We start from the raw sequence: 25,093 nt of genomic DNA, 5'->3' as shown, positions 1-25,093 counted from the left end.
GGAAATCCTCGTTGTACTTCGAAGGGCGGGGCACCGGAACATCCTTCCCCCAGACCACTGTCTGGTTTCAAGGTGTCCGGTTCGAGGGTGGAACTTCAGGACATCGACCTGCCGACCGCAACGAACTGAGCGACCCACCGCCTGGGCACCGACCAGGCAACGGCAACGTTGACCTGCCGTTACCCGACCCCCGGAACGGAGGGCCGACGGCCGCGACCCCTCCGTTTGGGTATCCGTTTCGGGTGGGCCCGCACCCCCAGAATGCGAAATCCTTTCTGAGCGTGGTCGGTGATCCACTACCTGTACGGTCGGCCAAGTCGATCAAGCGTTGATGTCGCATCCTGACAGAGATCGGGTTGTTTCGGACCCGAGGTCGTTCGGACATTTGATGGACGGCCTTCCCGGTCACGGACCTAGCTCGAAGCCGCATGCCTCCATCCGTCTCCGGAGAAAATCATCAAAGCACTGTCCAGCCTGCGGGCCGACCCGCGAACCACCGTACAGACCCGGCCATGCCCGGCGTCAGTCGGAATTGGCGCTCGCCTGACCTTCCAAACGATCCCTGCCTCTGAAGTTCCAAGCCGTTCACACCTGCCGGATGAGTCGACGAGCCTCCATCCTGAGTGCATGACGCAGTCAGCCGCCTCTCCGAGACCACTGAGCACGCAAAGGATCACGACAATCACAAGGCGTGACCTCTTCGAGTACATGTGCGGTGAGGGCGGCCCCTGGTGGGGAAGGCTCGACGAGATTGGCTTCTTAGAACCGCTGTACGCCTTGGATAGGCTGGCGTCGACGGACGACCGCTTCACGACGGCGCGGGAAGACATCATCCAGCACCGGATCAACAACCCGCTCGATTGGCCCGACCACTGGGTCTTCGAATACCCGCAGTTCCGGCTCCTCGAGGGCCCTGACGAGATTGTTCTCGGCTTCCTAACGCGGTCCGTGCATCCCGAGGTACAGCTTGACCTTGATCAGTCCTCACGACGTGTCGCGGAGCTGAATCGCCTCCTCGGGCCAGACGGCTGGACCCTCCGCCCCTTCGAATTCATATCGGGGCGGCCGATCTACTCGGCCGTTCCGGCACCGCCCACCGGTCCTTTGGTCTCAGTGCCGCTCGAGGACGACGACGCCGGCAGACTCGACCTCGTCCTCGGACAGACGTACAGCCTCCTCGAACACGACGGCGAGGAAGTCGCCCGCGATCTCGTCCGCGCGGCTGTACTGACGCTGCGCCGCGACGGCGGCTACTACCACCCCATTCCCGGTGACAGGTGGACCGACGCCACATATGAGGCAGTCCTAACCGTGCCTTCGGACGCCTTGCCAGCGTACACGGAGGCGGTCACCGACGTGATCTGGCAAAGACTGGAGACTGTACTTGTCCGTTTCGAGCGTAAGGATGTCCAGTCCCTCGCCATCGAGGGCGACGTAGTGCCGCTGCCGAGCGTCCCACAGGACTGGAGGAATCAGATGACGGAGCTCGACATCCCGATCCTGCAGCACTTCCGTCTCGGCAGCCCGTCCAAGGAGTTCGACGTCACAACGCAGGACCTCTCGGATCTCGAGATCCGCGGTCAAGGGTTTCCTTACTTCTACGACACACGCAGAGGTCGGCTGATCACGGAGTTCCGTCTCGACGACCGTCCTCAGGTGGCAACATTGCTCCATGTCGCCCTCATCAATAAGGATGGTGCTCTTTCGCCACGGATCAAACTCTGGAAGAGGGACAAGACCAAGTTCTTGAAAATGGCTGCCATGGAAGCAATTCCCGGGACCGAGGTCCCGCAGATCGTCAAGGCACTCGTCGACGTCAGCGATGTCCACGAAAACTTCTGGAAGGTCATAGACTTCCTCCAAGGCTGCATAGCACTGGACACCCCTCAGAACAGCTCGCGGTTGGTCGTCGGCGACGAAGCTGAACTGGCCCGGCTCCTGGCCGGCCAAGACCGTACGATGCTCCTCGAAGCCGTCAAGACGGCCGTCGGCGGCACTCTCACGGAGAAAGACATCAGGCTGATCAGCAACCGCAAGGCGCAACTCGATCGATTCCGACAACTCCTGACCGATCCGGACTACTTCGAGCAGAAACGCCAACGGGCTGCGGGTCCTGAGGCAGTCTGGCAAGGCCTCTTCGAAGAGAATCCCTGGATCTTTGGGTACGGACTCAACCTTGTTGCGAGCGAACCGCTGAACGAAGGCAAGCTGGAGCGCATCACGACCGGCGCCAGCATTTTCACCGGTGCAGGAAAGCGCAGTGACGCGGTCATGCGCTCCAAGGGTTTCATCAGTAGTCTACTACTCTGCAAAATCAAGACCCACAAGACGCCTCTACTGGCCAGCACGCCATACCGGCCTCCAGACGTCTACCAGGTCTCTAGGGACGTCGTCGGCGCGGTAGCGCAAGTACAGAAGACCGCTCACAAAGCCCTGCGCCTCGTAACCGGCGAACTGCACAAGTTCTACAAGGACGACGGCACCCCAACCGACATCGAGATTTCGACCACTCGCCCACGACAGGTAGTGGTGATCGGAAGCCTCACCGAGTTCTCCGAACGCGGCTCGACGAACCCCGAAAAAATCACTTCATTTGAGCAGTACAGGCGATCCATTCAAGACGTCGAAGTCATCACGTTCGACGAGCTCTACGAACGCGCCTGCTTTATCGTAGAGGATCGCTGAAGCGTACAGCGGCAATGCGCACACGTTGACCTCAAAGACGCGGGCAGCCGCGTAGCCCAACTGACGCACATCCGGCTAAGGTCGTTCGACCATGCGAACAGGTGACTCAGGTTTGCGTAGGTCGGGACTATCAGTGGGCCCGAGACCTCGGAATGTGAAATTGGTTCTCAGTGTCGTAGGGAACCCATTGCCTGTAGGGACAGCCCGGTCACGCAAATGCTGAGGCGAGGTTCCAAACTAGTCCCGATGCCTCCAAGCATCCGGGTCAGCTACGCGACCGACTCTAGTGATGTCAGACGCGAGCTGACCGCTGACGCTTGGCCAATCCCACGTCGTTGCACCGCGAGGAATGCGGGACCATTGCTTGTCGAGGTACAGCCGGAAGTATTCCGTCCGTGTTACTCGATCCGTGAGAGAGTGTACGTCCTCTATAAGTCGACGGTACTGCTCATCCACGATCGGCGTATCCGTGATGACGGCATCAACATATGCAAAGTACGCCAACAATACCTTGGTCGTGTAGGCGCCAACGGTCGTGATCCGATAATAGATCGCCTGACCATCAGAGGTGAATCGAGGTGTGGCGTCAAGAAGACGGTGAACCAATGCGTAATCGAGCGCAGCGACGACCTGGTCGGAGTTGAAGCCAATCTGCTGGCAGTAACTGTGTATGGCGTCCGCAGCAACATAACCCTCCTGCTGGAACTGCTCTCCCAGAATTTTGGTCTGCGTGAGGAGGACTGGCAGAAGGAAGTGCTCTCGACCATCCGGCTGCGAGATTCTGAACAGGTTAGCAATCGGAGAAGAGTCCGGATCATAGTATCGATAATCACCGAAAAGTAGAGCCCGCAGAAACTCGTGCACGGCAATGACGTACCTGCCTTGGTCCCGGTAGATATCGATGATCTTGCCGGTATGCACGTGTCCGCTGCCGATAAACTCCTTAACGAACGTCAGCGCATGGCGCATGTTGCCGCCAGCGATGTTGTCAATAAGAGCTATTAAAGGCTCGTTCCTTCGGAAATTGTCAGAAAGCACTTCCAGGAAGTCGATGAGGTTCTCGCTGTTGACCGTGACACCGATCGGAAATGAGCCGAGTCGGCCGGTCTCGTTTAGCTGCTTCAGGGCGAAGTCCACTCGCCGCTGAAGCATTACGTCGGCCCTGGGCGGCGAGATCGTAAACACTCGGGGCTGGTACCCGGAAAGCGCACCTCGCCGGCTTGAGGCGTAGAACGTTTCTGGCCGCAGGGTAACGAAGACGGTGGCTGGCCAACTCTGGGCAAGTTCGTTGGCTATCAAGAAGACCTGTTCTTGATCCTCGTCGCTGCGTTGATCGATGTTGTCCAGGAAAACAACGATCTGACGCCGTCTACTGTTTCGCAACCTTTCAAGGCTCTTGCTCAGGTGTTCGGCACGGTTCTCTACCAGCCGCTGCAGAAACATCAAGCGCTCGCGTTCGTACATTACGGGATCGACATCACGGAGCCTGCCGAGGAAGCGCTTTTCCTGTAGCCTCAACTCGTCACGATAGACGTCTTCAACGAAGTCAAAATCCTCGATATCAACGTCATGTCTGCTTAGCAACTGGCGCCCGGACTCGTCGATCACGAATCGTCGAAGGTCGCCCAGATTCGTTGATGCGCCGAAGTCTATATAGATAGTGAAGGCGTTCTCAAAAAGCTCCGGCGCCTCTACATAAACCAGGCGCTGAATGAAGGTCGTCTTCCCGACACCCACGTCTCCGAGTAAGACGATAGGGCGCGAGGCGGCCGCAGCAGCTAGCATGTCCTGAGTCAGCGCTGGCGAAACGCCCTTCTTTGTCATTACTGGCGTAGCCTGAGGTCCTTGCTCTTCTTTGAGAAGCTCGTACCGCGATTGCAGGATTTGCTTACTAACCATTGCATACTGCGAAAGCGCTCCGCTGCTGGCATAGCAATCTCGGAGGAAGTCTGACCGGAGCTCCTCAAGCCTTGCAACGTCGATTAGGAATAGATCTCCCAAGATGTCAAGGCTTGATTGCAAGTCGTTCCGGCGCTGCACGCCAGGATAGTTGGCTAGGTGTACCGAAAGTGGCGCGGGTGGTGGGACGGGCGTTACTCGGAGCGTCGAATATAGGCGCTTAGCGTCGATGCCATACGGTGACACGCTATCCCATAGCCTCCTGAAGTCTGTGCGCATGTCTTCGAGGGAGGTGTAAACGAGCGCTCGTCCCTTGCGCGGCTGAATATTGTCCGTGCGGACGGCTAGAAAGATGACGAGTTGCACCCCATTGCTGACTGCAGCGGGAGCGATGCCTTCGTTGGCTGCATAGCGAGTGACCTGCTCCATCGCGTCACGGAGAGCCTTACCGCCCGCGCCGTCCGTAATGCTCTGGATTGAGTGCACGCCGGTAGTTGTCCCTGCAGGTAGGTCGAAGTAGGTTCCTTGTCGTTTCGCCTCTACTATGAACTTCGGACCAGGGCTTCCGAGAACATAATCCATAAAGCCCGCGCCTGACGGTTCCTCGGTGCGGATTGAAGCTCTCGGCCAACAAAGGACTTTTTCGAGGAGGTCGTTGATTAGCTTCAGGCGCGTGTCTGACTCGTTGAACCGGCCGTCTGCCGCATGCACGTCGGCCCACTGGATGAGGTCATCCAGTGCAGCCTTGCCAGCGTCATACTCGTTGGGCACTTTGACCGGCCTTCGGCTCGTTCGACACGTCGACTCCAGCATCTGTGACGGTTGAGGACCGGCGGACGAGGGATACGTCAGCCATTGGTGCCTCGTAGGTTGATGTTAGGACGAGACGGTGGCGGCGTTGTAACGGGTGGATCGGGAGCTGTTCGCCAGTGGGCTTCGGGTATCGCTGTACGGGTGTCTTGACCTCTGGCTCGCCGAGCGTGACCTGGCCGAGCGCTACGGTGTGCGATTCGACTCGGAGAAGGCCGCTGACCCGGCCCCTCCTTCGGCCCCCAAGCCTGGGCCTGACCTCGGCTAACGTCTGTGCGCGTTCCGTGCCTCAACCGCTCAGGTAGTCGGTCAGTGGATATCGGCGGCCGGCGCAACCTTCGGCGTTGTACCGGCCGTTAACCGGGATCTCCGCGTCCGCTAGGAACGAGGTCAGGACGGCGGCTAGCGCTTCTAGCTTGTCGTCTTCGACGAAGGCGTAACCGCTCGCGGAGAAGCAGTCCGCGACTTGCTGAGTGATGCGCCGCATCGGGTCGAAGTTCTGGTCACTCGACATGTTGGCCTCCCGAAACTTCAGTTCGGCTCGCGTGGTGCAAGATCGGCGACGGTCGGGCTGTACCCACCGACGGTGCGGCGTTGAATCGCACGCGTATCCGGAACAGTGCCATATCCGTTGTCTAGTAGACAACCCCCCGATTGTCAGGCCGACAATGCCTGTGATCGGAGGATCGGCATCGATGGACGAAGTCATGGCCGCCGCCGAGATCGCCGACTATCTCGGCGTGACTCGCCAGCGTGTGGCCGTGCTGGTCGACCGCGCCGACTTCCCGGAGCCGATCGCGCACCTTTCCGTGGGCAGGATCTGGCGTACCTCCGATGTACGCAACTGGGCGGCCAAGCGGCCGAACCGGATCCAAGAGGACGAGCGGCAGTAGGACGCGTGTCCGACCCTGACGAGCCGGCCACCGCGGTCTGACAAGAGCTGACAGGTTCTAACAGCCCTGCTCAACGGCTCGTTGCCTGTGCGTAACCTCGTTGACCCGGATTGCCTCCGCGACCTACCGTGGATGTCTCGTTCCGACCCAGCCGAGCACCGTCCAAAGGTGGGCTGCCGGCTTTGACCTGGCCGCCGTCGGCGGGCCGGGAGGGAGGTCCTCCAACACCCGCGCGATTCACGCGCTGCGTTCGACTCTCACAGCTGTGAGGAACTCTGTGTTGGAGGACAAGACGCCGTCAACGGGCGTCGCCGCCCGCGAGCTCATCGTTCCTGTTCCACCTGTTGTGAGCCGTCGCGTCGTCTGGTCGCGCAACGGCTCTTCGCCCATGCCCCCTGGATCGGCTCCGCGTCCGATCCGCTGTGCTCAAGCGGGGTACCAAGGCGGTCCTGCTTCAGAGTGACCCCCTTGAGCGCCATGCAACGGCCGACAGACCTGGTCACCGGCTCGCCGGGCGGATGACCAGGACGCCGAAGACCCAGGGGGTCTTCTTCCCCAAGGGCACGAACGAACTGAAGGAGGCGATGCTTATGACCACACCCCCAGATCAAGTCCTCGCAGTCCAGCACCAACTCACCGAACGGGACTGGCGACTGCTCGGCTGGCTGCACGACCACGGCGTGCTGACCAGTTTCCAGATCGCCCACGCCCTGTTCCCGAGCCTCAACTACGCCCAGCGCCGCCTCACCACTCTCACCGAGCTGCGCCTGGTCGAGCGGTTCCGGCCGTTCCGTCTCTCGGGCGGCAGCTACCCGTACCACTACGCCCTCGCCCACCTCGGCGCGCTGATCGTCACCGCATCGAGGGGACAGGCGCCGCCGAGGCGGGGCGACAGCACCGCTCGGCTGCATCGGATCGCGACCAGCCGTAACCTCGACCACCGGCTTGGCATCAACCAGTTCTTCACCGACCTCGCCGGCCACGAACGCACTCACCCCGGCACACGCCTGCACCAATGGTGGCCCGACACCCGCCTGCAATCCTTCAGCCCGCCCGGCACCATGACTATCGCGACGATCCACGCCGACGGGCTGGGCGTCTGGTCCGAGCAAGACACGACAGTGGCGTTCTACCTCGAACACGACACCGGCACCGAAGCCCTGCCCGTCCTGATCGACAAGCTGCACGGCTACCGGGAACTCCGCCGCCGCGGCGGTCCGGCCTGGCCGGTGCTGTTCTGGCTGCACTCCACCACCCGCGAAGCCCACCTCCATGAGCGCCTGACCGGCACCCGGGCAGCCGTGCCCGTCGCCACCGCCGCCCGCGACCGCACGACCAACAACAGCCCCGCCGACGCGATCTGGCACGTCCACGGTCACCCTGGCCCGCCGCTACGCCTGTCCGACCTGCCGATGCCCGACCCCGTGAACCTGGCCGCGTTCGACGACCCGGCCGTGGCTTGACAGAACCGGCGGATGGAGCGGGGATCGACCGACATCCGCCACCGCAAGATCAACGAAAGGGGGATCCCGATGCCGCACACCACGACACGAGGAGCCCTATGCCACCAACCCCCGAACACAACCCGAAGAAGAGCCGGGCCACGCGAGACCGGCACGGCCGCCGGACCCGCTCGACCACAACCGGCAGCACCCGAACCGGACCCCGGCACACGCTCGGCCCGCCGAAGACCATCCCGATGACCGAGCAGCAGTACCAGCAGGCCGTCCAGCTCTGGACGGTCCTGATCGCGCAATGGCTGACCGATCACCCGCCCGAGCCGTAACCGGAGACCGAGCCTGATGCCCAGCAAACGCACGAAGAGGACCCGCCGCCGCGAGCCCATCACCCCGGACACGCGGCTGCGGGTCGCCCTCTACACCCGGCGTTCCACCGACGACGAGCACCAGCCCTACACCATCGAAGCCCAAACCGACCGCCTCACCGCCTACGTCACCTCGCAGCCGGGCTGGCAGATCGTCGCCCGCTTCACCGACGACGCCTCCGGCGCCACCATGAACCGGCCCGGCCTCACCGACGCGCTCAACGCCGCCCGCAACGGCGAGTACGACCTGCTGCTGGTCTACCGCCTCGACCGGTTCAGCCGCCGCATCCGCGACCTGGCCACCCTCATGGACGACCTCGAAGACGTCAGCGTGCACTTCCGTTCCGCCACCGAACCCTTCGACACCGCCAGCGCCGCCGGGCGGCTATTCGTTCAGATGCTCGGCGCGTTCGCCGAATTCGAACGCGAAGTCATTATCGACCGCGTCATCGCCGGAATGGAGCGGAAAGCCGGGAACGGCGAGTGGACCCATGGACCACGACCCTATGGCTACCTGATTGACCCCGAAACCCACCGGCTGCTCCCGCACCCCGACGAACACCACGTCGTGCGGAGCATCTTCACCACCTACGCGCGCACGCGGATGGGCACCCGAGCGATCGCCGATCGGCTCAACGCCCAAGGCGTACGCACCAAGCACGGCAAGCCGTTCTCCGGGCACACCATCAACGCCATGCTCAGCAACCGGCTCTACCTGGGCGAGACCTTCTTCCGCGACGTCGTCACCCCGGACGCGCACGAGCCGCTCATCGACCCGGACACGTTCGAGGAATGCCAGCGGATCCTCACCGCACGCGGGCAACCCGGCTCGTCGCGGGCGTCGTCGAACTCCAGCTACTTCCTAACCGGCCTGATTACCTGCCCGGAGTGCGGCAGCAAATTCATCGGCGCCTCCGCGACCGGCAAGCTGCCCCGCTACCGCTACTACACCTGCTTCTCCCGCACCCGCTACGGCCGCGCAGGCTGCCAAGCCCCACGCATTGACGCCGACCTGCTCGATCCCGCCGCCGCAGAAGCGCTTGTCGCCTTCTTCGCCCGCACCGACCTGATCACCACCGCGATCGCCAACCAACACCGCCTGCGCGCAGAAGAAATCGCTCAGCACACGGCCGAACTCGACAGCCTCACCGGAAGAGCCGCCGCGACCCAGGCCGCGATCGACCGCTACCTGACCGCCTTCGAGAACGGCACCCTCGACGAAACCACCTGCGGCCGCCGCGTCACCGACCTCACCACCCAGCTCGACCAGCTCCACCAACGCCGCGCCGAGTTGACCGAGGCCACCGTCCTACCGCGGGCACCCGACGCAGCCGAGATCGAGCGGATCCACCGGCACCTCACCGACGTCCTGAACAGCGGCACCCTCGGCCAACGCAAAGCCGTCATGGAAACCCACATCGCCGAAATCCGGTTCGACGGCGACCGGCTGGTCCCGATCTACCGCATCCCGGCGGACGCGTTTCGCGCACGGGGTCAGGTTGTGGGGCGGACGGGACTCGAACCCGTGACCGATCGATTATGAGTCGACTGCTCTAACCCGCTGAGCTACCGCCCCTTACCGGCGGCGATCCTAACCCGCCAATCAACTCGCAGGCCACCGATCTACGCCGCCACCCGTGCGCCCAGCCAGGCGAGTACCGCTCCGGCCGTGCGCCAACCGCCCGCCAGCGCCCCCTGGATGGACGGGCTGTCGCGGTGGTCGCCGGCCACGAAGAGGCCGTCGCCGAGGTCTACCGGCTTGCGCAGAGTCGCCTGTGGGACGCGGGCCGAGGGTAGCGCCTCGGGGATGCTGGCGACCTTCAGGAGCTGCCACGAGCCGGTCGGCCGGCCGTACATCCGGGCCAGTTCCACGCGGATGACGGCCTCGGAGGCGCTGGAGGGGGCCGAGACGCCGACGACCGTGGCGGCGATGAGTGACCTGCCGCTGGGTGCGTACTCGGGCGCGGCGTTGCTGACCACCGCCGTGTTGGCGATGATCTCGCGGCGGTCGCCGTCCAGCAGCACCGTCGGCTCGTCCAGCGGGGCGCGGTCGGCCCCGAAGTAGAACGTGGTCAGGCCGTGCATGTCGGGGGGCGGCAGCTGGGGCAGGAGGGTGGACGCGGTGGACGGGTCGGTGGCTACCACGACCGCCCGGCAGCGGATCTCGCCGCCCTCGGTGATGACCGTGCCGGGGCCGATCGAGAGGGTGCGGGCGCCGATCAGCAGTTGCGGGTAGGGGAGTGGGCCGGCCACCGCGGCGGGCAGGGCGGCCATCCCGGCCGCGGGCACGCCGAAGCGGCCCCGGGTGAAGGATCGCAGCAGCATCGCGAAGACGTGGCTCGACGTGTCCAGGGAGCGGTCGGCGAAGACGCCGGACAGGAACGGCCGCAGCACCTCTTCGATCATCCGGTGGGACAGGCCGGCCCGCCGGAGCATCTGCTGGGTGGTGGTCTCGCGCTCCTGCAGCAGCCGGGCCGGCGGGGTGGTCGCGCAGCGGGTGGCGAGCGCGGCGAACTTGAGCCGGTCGCTCAGCGTACCCACGCCCGAAGTCAAAGCCCCGGCGGCGGAGAACGGGTTGTGCAGCGGGTTGTCGAGCCGGCGCAGGTCGCCGCCGTGCCGGACCAGCACGCCGGAGGTGAAGTAGCGCATGTCCAGCGCGGCGATGTCGATCAGGGCGGGAATGCGGGGGTACGCCGTGTTGAGCACCTGGAAGCCACGGTCGAGCCGCCAGCCGTCGATGATGTCGGTGGTCACTCGGCCGCCGATGCGGTCGGCCGCCTCGACGAGCAGCCACTCGACGCCGGCGCGGTCCAGCCGGCGCGCGGCGGCGAGACCGGCGAGTCCGCCGCCGACGATGACGACGTCCACCTCCACGGGCTGCGACACGGTCACCTCACAAGGGGACGAAACAGGCAATGCCCAGCCTAACGGCGGTCGCTGGCCCAGGAGGCGAAACCTTGCACCTGGATGAACCGGACTGAGTGCCGCGCATTGATGACGGTCGGTTGAGTCGCCGTCGACAAAAGGTGATGGTGTGAAGGGGGCGAGCCAACCACGAGGAGGACCGGAAAGTGAGCGCCAGCACAGACCAGAACGACCCGGTGCTGCCCGAGTTCCGGCCCTCCTGGTGGGAGACCGGGCTGCGCCGGCGCGCCGAGACCGGCCTGCTGGGGGTGTTCACCGAGCTGCCCGGTCTGGTCGTCAAGGCGGTCCTGGTCGCGTGGCGCGCCGACCGGTGGCGGACGGCGGCGGCGACCGGCGCGACCCTGGTGTCGGGGGCGATGGCCGCGTTCGGCCTGCTGGCCACCCAGCGGGTGCTGATCCAGCTGTTCGCCGGCGGGCCGACCCCGGACCGGGTCCGGGCCGCGCTGCCGGCCCTGATCCTGCTGGCGATCGCCACCGCGACCCGCGGCGCCCTGGGCATGGCGATCGGTTACGCGCTGAACGGGCTCACCCCGCGGGTGCATCAGGCGGTGGAGCGCGAGTTGTTCGAGCACACCACGGCGGTCGAGCTCGCGGCGTTCGACGACGAGGCGTTCGCGGAGGGCATGGAACGGGCGACCCGCGGCACCGAGGCGGCGATCGAGCTGGTGCAGAACACGATGAACCTGTTCGCCGGGGTGGTGTCGCTGCTCGCGGTCACCGTCGCGGTCGTGACGATCAACCCGTTTCTGCTGCTCGCGCTGCTGGTGGCGACGGTGCCGACCGGGTACGCGGCGCTGCGCGCGGGACACGAGAAGTTCAAGAGCTATCTCGCCAGCTCGACCCGCCGGCGGCGGCAATGGGTGCTGCAGACGCTGATGGCCGAGCGGAAATCGGCGGCGGAGCTGCGCTCGTACGGGCTGCGGAAGTTTTTGCTTGGTCTTTACGACCGGGTGATGGGGGCGCAGATCGCGGTCGAGCTCGCGGTGGCGAAGCGGGTCACGACCACGACCAGCATCGGCGCCGCCGTCGGCGGGATCGCGCTGACCGGCGTGTACGTGCTGCTCGGGGCGCTGCTGCTGGACGGGCAGATCCCGCTGGCCGCGGCGGCGACCTGCGTGGTGGCGGTGCAGGCGGCCCAGCGGGCGCTGTCGTTGCTGACGTTCCAGATCGACCGGGTGTACGCCAGCGGCCAGTTCTTCAACGAGTACGTCAAGTTTCTGGGTGCCGCCGAGGACTACCTGACCCTGGGTCTGGAGCGGGACCGGCCGTCGCCCGGGCGGCTGGTCGAGCTCGGCGTGCACGGGGTGTCGCTGCGCTATCCGGATCGGGACCGGCCCGCGGTCGACGACCTGACGCTGACCATCCGGGCCGGCCAGACCATCGCCCTGGTCGGCGAGAACGGCTCGGGCAAGTCCACGCTGGCCGCGATGATCGCCGGGCTTCGGGTGCCGACCGGCGGGCGGATCACCTGGAACGGGCGGCCGCTCGCCGACTGGGACCCGGCGCAGCTGCTCGGGCAGATCGCGGTGGTGCTGCAGGACCACCACAAGTGGCCGTTCAGCGCGACCACGAACATCGCGATGGGCGACATCGACACCGACGCCCATCCGGTCCGGGTGGAGACCGCGGCCGGCCTCGCGGCGGCGCACGAGATGATCCGGGAGCTGCCGCACGGCTACGACACCCTGCTGGATCGTACGTTCAAGGACGGGCAGGACCTGTCCGGCGGCCAGTGGCAGCGGATCACCGCCGCCCGCGGTTTCTACCGCGACGCGCCGCTGCTGATCATGGACGAGCCGTCCTCGGCGCTCGACCCGCGCGCCGAGGACGCGTTGTTCCAGGCCCTGCGCGGCCGGCAGGGCGACAAGACGACCATCCTGATCACCCATCGACTGGCGAACATCACCCACGCCGACCAGATCTACGTCCTGCACGAGGGCGCCCTCGAACAGGCCGGCACCCACCTCGAGTTGATGGCCGCCGCCGGGCGGTACGCGGAGCTGTTCACCTTGCAGGCGGCCGGCTACCAGATCGACCGTTAGTTCGTCACGTTCTCGAGGGCGGCTCGGACCTGCGCGCGCAGCCAGGAGTGCGGCGGGTCGGCGTCGTACCGCTGGTGCCAGGTGCAGACGATCGGCGGCCGCTCGACCGGGAGCGGCAGCGGCTCGGTGGTGAGGCCGAAGGCGTCGATCGGCGGGCGGCACATGGCTTCGGGGGCGGTCATCAGGCAGTCGCTGCGGCTGAGCACGTGCAGCGCGATCGCACCCGGCCTCGCCGGGCAGCTCACCGGCGTCATCGGTTGCCTTAGACAACTACCTCGCCGGAGGCAAGTAGCCGGGCGGCCGGTCCGCCCGGCTGAACGATCGGCGCAAGGCCCCTGGTCAGAGCGTTGCGTCGAGCACCTCGGCCGATGCCCGCGGGTCGCGGTCCTGCCGAGGATGACGGGGACGGCGCCCGACGCCGCGAGGTCTGCGAGAGGACATCGATGCATCCCCGCCACGGGTCCGTCCGAGGCCGCCAGGCGTGGCGGCGGTTGATCGCCGCCGCCGTCGTGCCGGTCGTCACCATCGCCACGGTCGCGGTCGCCACCATGCACGCGGAGGCCGCCACGGCGACCTACGCCTCGGTCGTCGAAGCCGACAAGCCGGCCGCCTACCTGCGTCTCGACGACGCCGGCGGCACGGCCGCGGACTCCTCGGGCCACGGCCACGACGGGACGATCGCCGCCGACGTGACGCACCTGCCCGCCGGCGCGTTGGCCGGCGAGACCGACGGCGCGGTGCGCACGGGGCCCACGATCCCCGCGGTCACGTTGCCCGCGGACGGGCTCCCCGGGGCGGCCGAGTCGCAAACCGTGGAATTGTGGGTCCAGGGCCAGCCATCGGACCTCTCCGGCTGCGGCTCGGCCCGGTACCTCACGGTCAACGGACTCTCGTTCTACGCCGACAACGGCTGCGTCGGCGGGGCGGCCCTGCGCCTGTCCGACGCGACCGGCAACCGGGCCGAGGCGCCGAACCGACTGGCCGGCCTCAGCGACGGCGCCTGGCATCAGATCGCCTTCTCGTACGACGCGGCCGCCGGCAAGGTCGTCCTCTACGTCGACGGCGTGGCGGTCAGCACCACCGCGGGCGTCACGCTCTCCGGCGCGGCGGCGCCGCTGCGCACCACCTTCGGCGGCGGCCTCGACGAACTCGCCGTCTACCCCTCGGCGCTGAGCCCGGCCCGTCTCGCCGCGCACTTCTCCGCCGCCCTGGCCGGTGGCGGTTCCTGCGCGGCCACCCCGTCCTCGGCGTACGAGCAGAGCGTGCTGGCCGACACGCCGGCCCGGCTGTACGCGCTGGACGAGCCGAACGGCGGCCGGGTCGCGCTGGACGCCTCGGGCAATTGCTTCAACGGGTCGCGCGCCACCGCCGCGGTCACCACGACCGGCCCGTTCGTCGCCGGCGACCAGGCGCTGCGCGGCGACGCGGCCGGCAACGGCCTCGAGGCGTCCTCGGCCGGACTGCCGACCCCGGCCGAGTCGCAGACCGTCGAACTGTGGGTCAAGGGCGACCTGATCGGCACGACCTGCGGCTCCGCGTCGTACCTCAAGATTGACGGGCTTGCCCTGTTCGCGGACAACGGCTGCGTCGGCAGTGGGGCGCTACGGCTGGCCGACGCCAACGGCAACCAGGCGGCCGTGCCGGACCAACTCGCCACGCTCACCGACAATTCGTGGCATCAGATCGCGTACGAATACGACGCCACCACGCGCACCGTGACCTTCTACGTCGACGGCGTGGCGGCCGGCGCCACCACCGGCGTCTCGCTGGCCGGCACGGCCGCCCCGCTGGAGACCACCTACGGCGGGACCGTCGACGACGTCGCCGTCTACCCGGCGGCGCTGCCCGCCGCGCGGATCGCGGCCCACTTCACCGCCGCGCTGAACGCCGGCCCGGCCTGCGCCACGCCGCCCGCCACCGGATATGCCGGCGCCGTGGCCGCCGACTCGCCGGTCCGGTACTACCCGCTCGACGAGCCGACCGGCGCCCGGGTCGCGCTCGACCTGTCGGGCAAGTGTCTCAACGGCTCCCGGGCGACCGCGGCCACCTCGGTCCAGGGCGCGACGGGCAGTGACCAGGGGCTGCAGGGCGGCCCGGCCGGCGACGGACTCGCCGCCTCGCCCGCGGGCCTGCCGGCCGCGACCGAATCGCAGACCGTGGAGCTGTGGGTCAAGGGCACGCTGGCCGGCACCATCTGCGGCGCGGCGACCTACCTCAAGGTCAACGGCCTTTCGCTGTACGCCGACAACGGTTGCGTGGGCGGGGCGGCGCTGCGGCTGTCGGACAGCACCGGCAACAAGGCCGAGGCGCCGAACCAGTTGGCCGCGCTCACCGACGGCGCCTGGCACCAGGTCGCGTACACCTATGACACGACGACCCGGACGGTCGTCTTCTACGTCGACGGGCACGTGGCCGGCACGAGCACCGGCGTGACGCTGACCGGCGCGGTCGCCCCGCTGCGGACGACCTACAGCGGTGCGATCGACGACGTCTCCGTCTACCCGGCGGCGCTGCCGGCCGACCGGATCGCCGAGCACTACGGCCGGGCATTGGCCGGGGCGAGCGGCGCGGTCCTGGAAGGCACCGTCAGCTACGGCGGCCACGGGGCGGCCGGCAGCCGGGTACAGGCCTGCCGGGAATCGGCGGGCTGCACCACCGCGGTCACCGACGGCGCCGGCGCGTACCGCATGATCATCAGCCCGGGCAGCTACGGCCTGACGGCGTTCCCGCCCAGCTCGGGCGACGCCTCCGGCGGTGCCCCCGTGACCGTGCCGCTGACCGTGGGCGCGGACGAGGCGCACAGGACCGCCGACCTCACCCTGCCGGTACCGGCCCTGCCGCCGGGTGCCTCGCTGACCAGCCCCAGCCTGGGCACCCAGACCGGCGTGCCCACCGTCTTCTGGGGCGAGCCGTCGACGCTGAGCCTGACCGGCTGCGCCAACGGGACCGGCTTCGTCTACCTCGAGGCCACCGACACCGGCACCGGCCAGGTGCGGCAGCGGTTCTTCCCGCTGCGCGAGCAGCCCAAGGGCTCCGGCAAGTACCTCGCGCTGATTCCGGCGCTGGCGCCCATGCACGGCACCGCCAAGGTCATCCCGGTGATCAACTGTGCCGCCCTGCCGCCCTTCACGCCGACCGGCGGCGACGGCGCGGGCGGCACGCCGGTGTTCGTCGCGATCACCGAGGACACCGCGGTCACCGGCTTCACCTTCGGCGGCAAGCCCGCCACGTTCCACCGCAACCAGCCGCACGTCTACACGCTGACCAGCCCGCCCGGCTCCGGCGACGTCCCGGTCGTGGTCACCTTCGCCGACGGGACCAGCCGTACGCTCGGCACCTTCCACTATTCGCACGTCACCGCGATCACGCCCGGCGACAAGGCCGGCGACGTGGTGAGCGTGACCGGCACCGGATTCACCCCGACCACGCAGGTGATCGTGGGCGACACCCCGGCGCCCAAGGTCAGCTACGTCTCGGAGACCCGGATCGACGTCACGCTCCCGGAGAGCGAGTTCGCCACGAGCCGGGTCCTGGTGACCTCGGACGGCGGCGTCGCCGAGGGCCCCGCGGTCAACTACAAGACCGTCTACAAAGACATCAAGGACACTCAGGGCGGGTTCTCCATCATCAAGATGGCGGCGGACGCCGTCAAAGCGGTGACGACCGGCGGTATCACCGAAGAGGGAGGCGCCGAGGCCGGGGTGACGATGGTGCAGGCGCTCCTCGAGGGGTCACTCGGTGGCATCGACGCCTCCATGCTGCTGCCGGAACTGGCGCTCGGTCCCGAGGCGATCATTCCGGTGCTCTGTGCCGTGACCATCGCGATCCTGCTGAACAAGATGCTCGACGAGCTGGTGGACGGTTTCAGCGAGAAGATCGATCCGAGCGGGACGGTGGTGGACAGTCGCGGCACGCCCGTCGCCGGATCGACCGTCACGCTGCTGAGCCGGAACGCGTCGGGCGGGTTCGACCCGGTCCCGAACGGCAGCGACCGGATCTCGCCGACCGACAATCCCGAGACCACTGGCGACGGCGGCGCCTTCCACTGGGACGCGGTCGCCGGCACCTACCGGGTCTCCGCGAGCTCGGACACGTGCCGTACGGCATCGGGGGAGTCCGCCACCGCGACCACCGAACCGTTCGACATCCCGCCGCCGAAGGTCGGGCTGGTCATCGCCCTGCCGTGCACCGGGCCGGCGGCACCCACGCCGTCCGTGAGCTCGGTGAGCCCGCCGGCCGTGCCGGACACCGGCGGGTCGGTGCTGACCGTCGGCGGCGCCAACCTGGGCGGGACCACCGCGGTGGCGGTCGGCGGCAAGCCCGCGACCTTCACGGTGCTGTCGCCCTACGCACTGAGCGTCACCGCGCCGGCCGGCGCCGATCTCGCCCACGTGCTGGTCACCACGCCCGCAGGCACGTCGACCGCGAGCGATGCCGACACGGTCCGCTACTTCACGAGTCCCACCACGCCCGCCCTCTCGCCCTCGGCCATCACCGCGACGGCCGCGCCCAACCCGGTCCGGTACGGCGACCCGGTCGCGATCGCGGCCAAGGTGACCCGGACGACGGGCACCCCGGCGGCGACCGGGGCTGTCACGGTCGGCGAGAACGGCGTCGAACTGGCCCGGGCCGGCCTGGACGCGGCGGGCGCGACGACGATCGCCATGCCGCTGCTGCCGGTCGGCACGCACACCTTGATGGTCGCGTACCCGGGCGACGGCGTGACCCAGCCGAGCCAGGCGAGCCTCGCCCTGACGATCGGCCAGGCCGCTCCGGCGGTCACGGTCACTGCCGACAAGCTTCCCGCGTACGGCGATCCGGTCACGATCACGGCCGTGGTCGGCGGCGCGGGCGGGGGCACGGCGCCCACCGGCTCGGTCACCTTCACCGAATCCGGGCACGCGCTGGGCCAGGCGCCGATCGTCGCGGGCGGCCGGGCCGCGATCATCCTCGACCGACCGGCCGTCGGCGAGCACACCATCACCGCCGCGTATGCGGGCGACGCCAACTATGCCGCCGGGAGCGCCGTGACCCGGGTGGTGGTGGGCCCGGCGCGGACGACGACCACGCTGGCGGTGTCGCCGAGCCCGGCCCGGGAGAAGACGCCGGTCACCCTGCTGGCCCGGGTCACGTCGCCGGCCGGCGTGCCGCGCGGATCGGTGACCTTCACCGGCGACGGGGTCCTGCTCGGCCGCAAGACGCTGACCAGCGGCGGCACGGCGACGCTGACCGTACCCGGCCTGTCGGCGGGCACCCATCATCTGACCGCCAGCTACATCGCCGCCTTGCCGTACGCGTCGTCGAGCGGCACGGCAACCCTCGTCGTCACCGGCCGAGCCCTGAGCCTGACCGCCGGCACCACCCATCCGAAGTCCGGTCAGAAGGTCACCCTCACCGGCCACGCCACCGGCTTGTGGCCGTCCGGCACCACCCTGAAGATCACGACCTACCGGGACCGCAAGCTCACCGTCATTTCGTGCGGCAAGACCATCGCATCCTGCACGGCGACCGTGTCGCACTCGGTGGGCGCCTGGACCTACCTGCTGGTCGCCTTCGACCGCGCCGGCCGCCCGATCCAGCGATCGGCACCCATCACCGTCACCTGGACGCGCTCCGGCGACAAGAGATGACCATAAGAGGGGGTTGCGGACCGGCTATGCTGGTCGGCGACGAAGAGGACCCCTGGTAAGAAGCTCCCCGAATAGGACTCGAACCTATAACCTGCCGGTTAACAGCCGGCTGCTCTGCCAATTGAGCTATCGGGGATCGTGCAGCACCCGTCTTGCCCGGTGCCGGAGAACAGAGTACATGACCCCCGGCCCCCGGCGCGAAGGGGATACCCGGCGCGCCGCAGCGGGGTGAAACACCTGGTCCAGGAGTACCAAACGGGCAGGATGGGTATGGCACCGCAGAGACGCACGCGCGTCACTATCGGAAGGAGCCGCCACCATGCGCGGAAAGCTGATGTTCCTCACCGGCCTCGCGGCGGGCTTCGTCCTGGGCAGCCGCGCCGGCCGGGAGAAGTACGAGGAGATTCGGGACAGCGCCAAGAAGCTGTGGGAGAGCCCGTCGGTGCAGGAAGCGGCCGGCGTCGCCCAGGCGCAGGCCACCAAGCTCTACTCGGAGGGCAAGGACAAGCTGCAGTCCTCCAAGCTGGGCGAGAAGCTGCAGGCCACCACGAACTCCACCCCGGCCGACTCGCTGGCCGGCTCGAACAACAAAGGCTCCGGCACGGTCTGAGGGCAAGATGGGAAACGGCCGCTCCCGGCTCGGGGGCGGCCGTTTCCCGTTTCCCGTGAACGACCGTGTACGACGTGAACGAACCAGAGGAGAAGCGCGGTGACCGACGAGAATCTCTGGCGGCGGATGGTCGCCGAGAACCCGGAGCATTCGCGGCGGTACATCCAGCGGTTCCGGGATCTGGCGGCCGGCGGCATGGACCTCGGGGGCGAGGCCCGGATGGTCGACGCCATGGTGGGGCGTGGGTCGCGGATTCTCGATGCCGGGTGCGGCACCGGGCGGGTCGGTGGGTTTCTCGTCGACGCGGGGCACGAGGTGGTCGGGGTCGATCTCGATCCGGAGCTGATCGCCGTCGCACGGGAGGAGCATCCCAAGGGCGAGTGGCTAGTCGGCGATCTCGCCGAATGGGACGTGCCGGGCGAGTTCGATGTGGTGGTGTGCGCCGGCAATGTGATGACCTTCGTGGCGCCCGGCACGCGGGTGGAGATCCTGCGCCGGCTGGGTGGTCGCCTGCGGGAGGGCGGGCGGCTCGCGGTCGGCTTCGGCGCCGATCGTGGGTACGAGTTCGATGCCTTCCTCGCCGATGCCGCGGCCGCCGGCCTCCGCCCCGACCTGCTGCTGAGCACCTGGGATCTCCGCCCGTTCACCCCTGGGTCGGATTTCCTGGTGGCGCTGCTCAGGGCGTGACGGTCACGTCGTCGACGAGCCGTTCTGGGTGGTGCCCTGCGGTATCGTCCCGGCCTGTTGCTGCTGGGTGGTGCCGGTGCCGGTCCCGTTCTGGGTGGTGCCCGTCCCGCCCTGCTGGGTGGTGCCGGTGCCAGTGCCGCCCTGCTGAGTAGTGCCGGTGCCGCCCTGCTGGTTGCCGAAGCCGCCGCCGGGGCCGCCGTTGCCGCCGCCCGGCATCCCGCCGCCCGGGCCCTGCTGGGTCGAGCTGCTGCTTCCGCTCTCCACCGCCATCCCGATCCCGAACCCGGCCCCGCCGGCCAGCGCCGCGGTCAGCGCCACCGCCGCGATCACCTTCTTGGCGGTCCACTTGCCCTCGGCGGCCGGGGCCGCCGGGGATACCCCGCCGCTCGGCGTCCCCGCCCACGGGTCCGTGGGCGGGGCCCATTCCCCGGAGATGGGGGCCGTGACCGGCTCCGGCAACGACGTGGGCTGGCCGTAGGGGGCGCCGTACGACGGCTCGCCGTGCTGCCGGGGTGCGACCTGATCAGTGGTCATCTTTCGTCCTTCCCGAGATCAGTTGCTTCTCGAAAAGGTGCGGGAGTCAGCTGTCGGCAGGCTATGCCCGACCCATCCGCCGACTGAGACTTACTCGGCGCGGATGGTGTCACCCCGACGTCGGTCAGCGCGCCGGCCCGGCGATTCACCACGGTGCTGGTCCGCGGAATCCCGGTCACCGGGACCACCATGCCCGTGCTCCCGCCCACCGTCACCGCGGGAGCGATCGCCCGCGGGTCACCGGCCGGCCGTACCTTGTAGACGACCGTCCCGTGCGCCGGAACCGCCCCCTCGATCGTGTCCCGGGCCTGCGTCACCCCGCCCGTCCACACATCCCCCAGCCGATAGGCCGAGGCCGGCGGCAGTCCGGTGCTCGCCACCGGTCGCGAGCCGGTCCGTCGAGTTGTACAGCGCGATCGCGTGTTCCCCCGAGGCGAGCGGCTTGTCCAGCACTACCCGCCCCCGGGTCCCGAGCGGGTCCGGATCGATCCCGACTATCAATGGGAGCGCTACCGATTGACGGTGGCCGATGCGGTCGGTAGGTTTCCGCTTGTCGAGAGACATCCCGAGGGCGAGCGCGTTGCCGACTGGCGACGGGCTGGGGTGACGATTCCCCCTTCCCGAGGCAGGTCATGAAAAGACAGCTCACTCTCATCGGCGCCGTTGTCCTCGCGCTCGTCGCATCGGTGCTCACCTTCACCGGCCCGGCGTTCGCCGCCACCGGGCTGCACATCAGCGGCACCAATATCGTCGAGTCCAACGGCTCGACGTTCATCATGCGCGGCATCAACCACGAGCACACCTGGTTCACGAACCAGACCAGCTCGTTCGCCAACATCAAGGCGACCGGGGCGAACACCGTACGGGTCGTGCTCAGCGGCGGCCGGTGGACCGCCAACAGCGCCACCGACGTGGCCAACGTGATCGCGCTCTGCAAGCAGAACAAGCTGATCTGCGTGCTCGAGGACCACGACACCACCGGGTACGGCGAGGACGGCGCCGCGTACACCCTGGACCAGGCGGTGAACTACTGGATCGGGCTGAAGAGCGTGCTGGCCGGCCAGGAGGACTACATCGTCATCAACATCGGCAACGAGCCGATCGGCAACACCAACCCGGGCCAGTGGACCGCGGCCACCGTCGCCGCCGTCCAGAAGATGCGCAGCAACGGCTTCCAGCACATGCTGATGGTCGACGCGCCGAACTGGGGCCAGGACTGGCAGTACACGATGCGGGACAACGCGCAGACCGTGCTCGACGCCGACACCCTGCACAACACCATGCTGTCCATCCACATGTACTCGGTCTTCAACACCGCCTCGTCGATCACCTCGTACCTGGACACCTTCGCGTCCAAGGGCTGGCCGCTGGTGATCGGCGAGTTCGGCTGGCAGTACGACTCCAGCCAGGTCGACGACCAGACCCTGATGTCCGAGGCGGTCAAGCGCGGCATCGGCTACATCGGCTGGTCCTGGGCCGGCAACAACGACCCGATCCTGGACATGACCAACAACTTCGACCCGAACTCGCTGACCACCTGGGGCCAGCGGATCGTCAACGGCGCCAACGGGATCAAGGCGACGTCGAAGCAGGCCACCATCTACGGCACCCCGCCGACCACCCCGACGACGGCGCCCACCACGCCGCCGACCACCAGCCCGACGACGACGCCGCCGACCGGTGGCTGCACGGCCACGTACTCGATCGTCGGCAGCTGGCCGGCCGGCTTCCAGGGTGAGGTCAAGGTGACCGCCGGCAGTTCCGCGATCAACGGCTGGACGGTGACCTGGACGTACGCCAACGGACAGGCCGTCGCCCAGGCCTGGAACGCCACGGTGACCAGCAGCGGCTCGGCGGTGACCGCCAAGAACGTCAGCTACAACGGCAAGCTGGCGGCCGCCGGCAGCGCCACGTTCGGCTTCCTCGGCTCGTGGACCGGCACCAACTCCGTGCCCACGCTCGCCTGCGCCGCGAGCTGAACCAGCGCCATCCCCTCCGCGCCCCCGGGGTCGCTCGGGGGCGCGGTTCGCTGCTGTCCGGTTGTCATCGTCGGCATCCGAGCCCGGCGTACCAGAAGCAGGACTGCTACGAGTGGACCGTACGCACGATCTCGTCGGTGAGGTCGGCGTCGCCCACCTGCTTGACCTGCAGGTAGACGCCGCCGGTCAGCACCTCGCTGAACGAGCTGCTCACCGCGATCCGGCCGGCGGTGCTGCGCCGCTGTGGCCGGTTCCTGCCGTGCTTCCAGGACGCCGAGGAGGCGTGCCAGGACGCGCTGCTCCAGGTGGCCCGCACGATCGACCGGTTCGAGGGCCGGTCGCTCTTCTCCACCTGGCTGTACGTGGTGGTCGCGAACAGCGCGCGGCAGACGTACCGCTCGCTCAAGCGGCGCGCGGCGGAGGGCTACGGCGAGCCGCCGATCGACCGGCCCGACCCGCGCACCACCAGCGTCATCGCCGGCTCCCGGCTCGACCTGCTGGACGCGCTGGAGCGGCTCGAGGCGCGCCGCCCGGACCTGGTGGCGCCGATCGTGCTGCGCGACGTCTGCCAGCTCGACTACGCCGAGATCGCCACGCACCTCGGCATCCCGGTCGGCACGGTCAAGTCGCGCATCCACCAGGCCCGTGCCGACCTCCGTGAATATCTGCTGGCGCCGATGTAGGCCGGGCTTGTGCGGCCGTGTACGATTCCTCCACCCTCTACTGACCTGTGTCCGAGCACGGTCTGGCGTCCATCGAGTACGGTCAGTGAATGGCCGAGCTGTACTCGCGACGCTCGTTCCTGGCGGGGGTGCTCACGGCGGGCATGCTGTCCACGTCCGCCGGCTACTTCCTGACCAGACGCAAGAAGATCACGCTGACGCTGGCCACCGGAGCCGACCCGACCGGCGGCCGGCAGTTGCTGGTCAGCATGTGGAACCGGCTGAACCCGAACACGCAGATCGCGGTCTCCGAGGTCAACAGCTCCACTCAGGACCAGTTCCTCAAGTTCAATCAGACGCACGCCGACATCTTCAACCTCGACGTGATCCACATTCCGCGGTTCGTGGCCGAGGGCAAGATCATTTCGATCGACCCGCACAACGACCTCTCGCTGCTCGCCCCGGTGCAGCAGCTGTGCCAGCGCACCGGGACCGATCAGTTCTGGGCGGTGCCGTTCAACTCCGATGTCGGCATGCTGTTCCGCCGGGTCACCGACAAGCGCTCCGACGTGGCGCCCTCGCTCAAAGCGGTGATGACGGCGTCGGTGCGGGGACCGGCTCAGTTCGTCGGGCAGCTCGACACCGTCGGCAGCCAGACCGACGAGGCGTTCGTCTGCAACGTGCTCGAGCAGGCGCTGGCCCAGGACGAGTCGATCCTCGACGACAGCGGCACCCTGTCGTACAGCCTGGGGCAATGGGTGAGCGCGCTGGCCCCGCTGGCCGACGCGATCCGGCGCAAGCGGGTCGTCGCGGCGGCGGGCGAGGACGACACCACCCGCGACTTCGAGCAGGACAGCCTGCGGTACATGCGCAGCTGGCCGGTCCGGTACCCGCCGATCGACCGGGCCGAGCGGGTGAAGCCGGCCACCGCGGAGATCCGGATCGGGCGCCTGCCGCTCGGCATCCTGGGCGGCCAGAGCCTCGCGGTGGCGAAGGACAGCCCGCACCGGTCCGAGGCGATCCGGGCGGTGCACTTCCTCACCGACATCCCGGCGCAGAAGCTGCTCGCCTCGTTCGGGTTCGCGCCGACCGGGGTGGACGCGTACATCGACGACGCTCTGCAGCAGGCCCTGCCGCAGCTGAGCCTGATCCGCAACGCGGTCGAGGGCTCCCGCCCGCGCCCGATCCACGCGAACTACGCCGAGTTCGCCCGCCGCTTCGCCGGCCACCTGCGGGCCTACCTGCACGACAACGAGCCGCTGACCCAGCAGTTCATCGCGGACATCCAGGGGGCGTTGCGGTGACCGGCTCGGGCATCCAGGCGTGGCAGCTGTCGCTGATCGTGACCCTGCTGATCGTGGCGCTCGAGCCGCTGGCCCACCTGCTGCTGAGCCGCCGCCCCAACCTGGCGATCAGCCGCTGGTTCCGCACCGCGATGCTGTCCCTGCTGGTGATCCTCACGGTGGTGGTGGCGGTCGCGGCCCTCGGCCCGGACCTGGCCGACAAGCTCTCCAGCGTGGCGGCGGGCGTGGTGGCGGTGATCGCGTTCGTGCTGGCGCTGCGCTCGTACCAGTCCCAGGACGCCCCACCCAGCGGTACGGCCGCCCCCGACCCGCCCACCGCCGCTCCCGCGCCGCCACCCGCGCCGCCGGCCGTCGCGCCGCCGCCCACGCCCCCGGCGATCAGCTCGTCGCCCGCCGGCCCGTCGCCCGCCGGCCCGTCGCCCGCCGGCCCGTCGCCCGCCGGCCCGTCGCCCGCCGGGCCACCGTCGGGCGGCCCGCCGCCCGCTGAGCCGCCGTCGCCTCGACGCACGCCGCCGGCCTGGCGGCAGCCGTTCCTGTCCGTGCTGATCGGCCGCTGGCTGTCCGGCCGCAAGACACCGCGTCGCTGAGCCCGGCCGGCGCGACCCACG

At 68.2% G+C, this 25,093-nt stretch carries 19 protein-coding genes and 2 tRNA genes; 13 read left to right on the top strand and 8 right to left on the bottom strand.

The window, feature by feature from the left end; translation table 11 throughout:
* Positions 1-627: 627 nt before the first annotated feature.
* A complete protein-coding gene (locus IH26_RS0147420) occupies positions 628-2,685 on the top strand; it encodes a Shedu anti-phage system protein SduA domain-containing protein (RefSeq protein ID WP_030442902.1) in 2,058 nt (685 codons plus the stop codon).
* Between the two features lie 237 nt (positions 2,686-2,922).
* Here the strand turns inward: IH26_RS0147420 and IH26_RS0147415 are convergent, their stop codons facing one another.
* Together IH26_RS0147415 and IH26_RS0147410 are read right to left on the bottom strand one after the other, a co-directional pair.
* Positions 2,923-5,355, bottom strand: coding sequence for an ATP-binding protein (locus IH26_RS0147415; protein ID WP_157437772.1), 2,433 nt, complete (start codon positions 5,353-5,355; stop codon positions 2,923-2,925).
* A gap of 328 nt (positions 5,356-5,683) precedes the next feature.
* Positions 5,684-5,908, bottom strand: a complete 225-nt coding sequence (locus tag IH26_RS0147410) for a hypothetical protein (protein WP_030442900.1) — start codon at positions 5,906-5,908, stop codon at positions 5,684-5,686.
* Between the two features lie 181 nt (positions 5,909-6,089).
* On the opposite strand from IH26_RS0147410, the gene IH26_RS0147405 reads away from it, so the two are divergent.
* From IH26_RS0147405 to IH26_RS59025, 4 genes are all read left to right on the top strand, one after another.
* Positions 6,090-6,287: a helix-turn-helix transcriptional regulator gene (locus IH26_RS0147405; protein WP_051809814.1), complete on the top strand. Its 198-nt coding sequence runs from the start codon at positions 6,090-6,092 to the stop codon at positions 6,285-6,287.
* A gap of 590 nt (positions 6,288-6,877) precedes the next feature.
* A complete protein-coding gene (locus tag IH26_RS0147400) occupies positions 6,878-7,750 on the top strand; it encodes a replication-relaxation family protein (protein WP_030442898.1) in 873 nt (290 codons plus the stop codon).
* A 98-nt stretch (positions 7,751-7,848) separates the two neighbouring features.
* Entirely contained in the window at positions 7,849-8,073 is a 225-nt protein-coding gene (locus IH26_RS54915) for a hypothetical protein (RefSeq protein ID WP_034217648.1), read from the top strand.
* A 16-nt stretch (positions 8,074-8,089) separates the two neighbouring features.
* Positions 8,090-9,655: a recombinase family protein gene (locus tag IH26_RS59025; protein WP_084599775.1), complete on the top strand. Its 1,566-nt coding sequence runs from the start codon at positions 8,090-8,092 to the stop codon at positions 9,653-9,655.
* Here IH26_RS59025 and IH26_RS0147380 read toward each other — a convergent pair.
* Positions 9,615-9,688: transfer RNA gene (locus IH26_RS0147380), tRNA-Ile, on the bottom strand. The genes IH26_RS59025 and IH26_RS0147380 overlap by 41 nt on opposite strands.
* Before the next feature lie 47 nt (positions 9,689-9,735).
* Entirely contained in the window at positions 9,736-10,998 is a 1,263-nt protein-coding gene (locus IH26_RS0147375) for an FAD-dependent oxidoreductase (RefSeq protein WP_030442895.1), read from the bottom strand.
* Between the two features lie 185 nt (positions 10,999-11,183).
* Here IH26_RS0147375 and IH26_RS0147370 point away from each other — a divergent pair, with 185 nt between their 5' ends.
* Complete coding sequence (locus tag IH26_RS0147370) at positions 11,184-13,079, top strand: ABC transporter ATP-binding protein (RefSeq protein WP_030442894.1); 1,896 nt, start codon at positions 11,184-11,186, stop codon at positions 13,077-13,079.
* Here the strand turns inward: IH26_RS0147370 and IH26_RS0147365 are convergent.
* Positions 13,076-13,333 carry a type 2 periplasmic-binding domain-containing protein gene (locus IH26_RS0147365; protein WP_030442893.1) on the bottom strand — a complete coding sequence of 86 codons (258 nt, stop codon included), beginning with the start codon at positions 13,331-13,333 and terminating at the stop codon, positions 13,076-13,078. The genes IH26_RS0147370 and IH26_RS0147365 overlap by 4 nt on opposite strands.
* 237 nt (positions 13,334-13,570) lie before the next feature.
* On the opposite strand from IH26_RS0147365, the gene IH26_RS0147360 reads away from it, so the two are divergent.
* On the top strand, positions 13,571-18,709 hold the full coding sequence (locus IH26_RS0147360; RefSeq protein ID WP_030442892.1) for a LamG-like jellyroll fold domain-containing protein: 5,139 nt from the start codon (positions 13,571-13,573) through the stop codon (positions 18,707-18,709).
* Between the two features lie 63 nt (positions 18,710-18,772).
* Here the strand turns inward: IH26_RS0147360 and IH26_RS0147355 are convergent.
* A tRNA-Asn gene (locus IH26_RS0147355) sits at positions 18,773-18,845 on the bottom strand.
* Positions 18,846-19,028: 183 nt separating this feature from the next.
* Between IH26_RS0147355 and IH26_RS0147350 the strand changes: the two genes are divergently transcribed.
* Both IH26_RS0147350 and IH26_RS0147345 read left to right on the top strand, forming a co-directional pair.
* On the top strand, positions 19,029-19,319 hold the full coding sequence (locus tag IH26_RS0147350; protein WP_030442891.1) for a hypothetical protein: 291 nt from the start codon (positions 19,029-19,031) through the stop codon (positions 19,317-19,319).
* A gap of 126 nt (positions 19,320-19,445) precedes the next feature.
* Positions 19,446-20,006: a class I SAM-dependent methyltransferase gene (locus IH26_RS0147345; protein WP_034217675.1), complete on the top strand. Its 561-nt coding sequence runs from the start codon at positions 19,446-19,448 to the stop codon at positions 20,004-20,006.
* Positions 20,007-20,009: 3 nt separating this feature from the next.
* On the opposite strand, the gene IH26_RS56765 is transcribed toward IH26_RS0147345, so the two are convergent.
* Complete coding sequence (locus tag IH26_RS56765) at positions 20,010-20,540, bottom strand: hypothetical protein (protein ID WP_051809812.1); 531 nt, start codon at positions 20,538-20,540, stop codon at positions 20,010-20,012.
* Positions 20,537-20,920 (bottom strand): hypothetical protein, encoded by a 384-nt coding sequence (locus tag IH26_RS64820; RefSeq protein WP_425394464.1) that lies wholly within the window; start codon positions 20,918-20,920, stop codon positions 20,537-20,539. The genes IH26_RS56765 and IH26_RS64820 overlap by 4 nt, the downstream gene beginning before the upstream one ends.
* A gap of 252 nt (positions 20,921-21,172) precedes the next feature.
* Between IH26_RS64820 and IH26_RS0147335 the strand changes: the two genes are divergently transcribed.
* From IH26_RS0147335 to IH26_RS60675, 4 genes are all read left to right on the top strand, one after another.
* A complete protein-coding gene (locus IH26_RS0147335; protein ID WP_030442888.1) occupies positions 21,173-22,519 on the top strand; it encodes a cellulase family glycosylhydrolase in 1,347 nt (448 codons plus the stop codon).
* A gap of 230 nt (positions 22,520-22,749) precedes the next feature.
* Positions 22,750-23,202 carry an RNA polymerase sigma factor gene (locus tag IH26_RS0147325; protein WP_245666012.1) on the top strand — a complete coding sequence of 151 codons (453 nt, stop codon included), beginning with the start codon at positions 22,750-22,752 and terminating at the stop codon, positions 23,200-23,202.
* An 89-nt stretch (positions 23,203-23,291) separates the two neighbouring features.
* On the top strand, positions 23,292-24,485 hold the full coding sequence (locus tag IH26_RS0147320; protein ID WP_030442886.1) for a type 2 periplasmic-binding domain-containing protein: 1,194 nt from the start codon (positions 23,292-23,294) through the stop codon (positions 24,483-24,485).
* A complete protein-coding gene (locus IH26_RS60675; RefSeq protein WP_030442885.1) occupies positions 24,482-25,072 on the top strand; it encodes a hypothetical protein in 591 nt (196 codons plus the stop codon). The genes IH26_RS0147320 and IH26_RS60675 overlap by 4 nt, the downstream gene beginning before the upstream one ends.
* Positions 25,073-25,093 lie beyond the last annotated feature (21 nt).

The sequence above is a fragment of the Actinoplanes subtropicus genome, assembly GCF_000721705.1.
GTDB lineage: Bacteria > Actinomycetota > Actinomycetes > Mycobacteriales > Micromonosporaceae > Actinoplanes > Actinoplanes subtropicus.
Note: the sequence above shows the minus strand (reverse complement) of the source record. Positions and strands in the feature narration are given on the sequence as shown.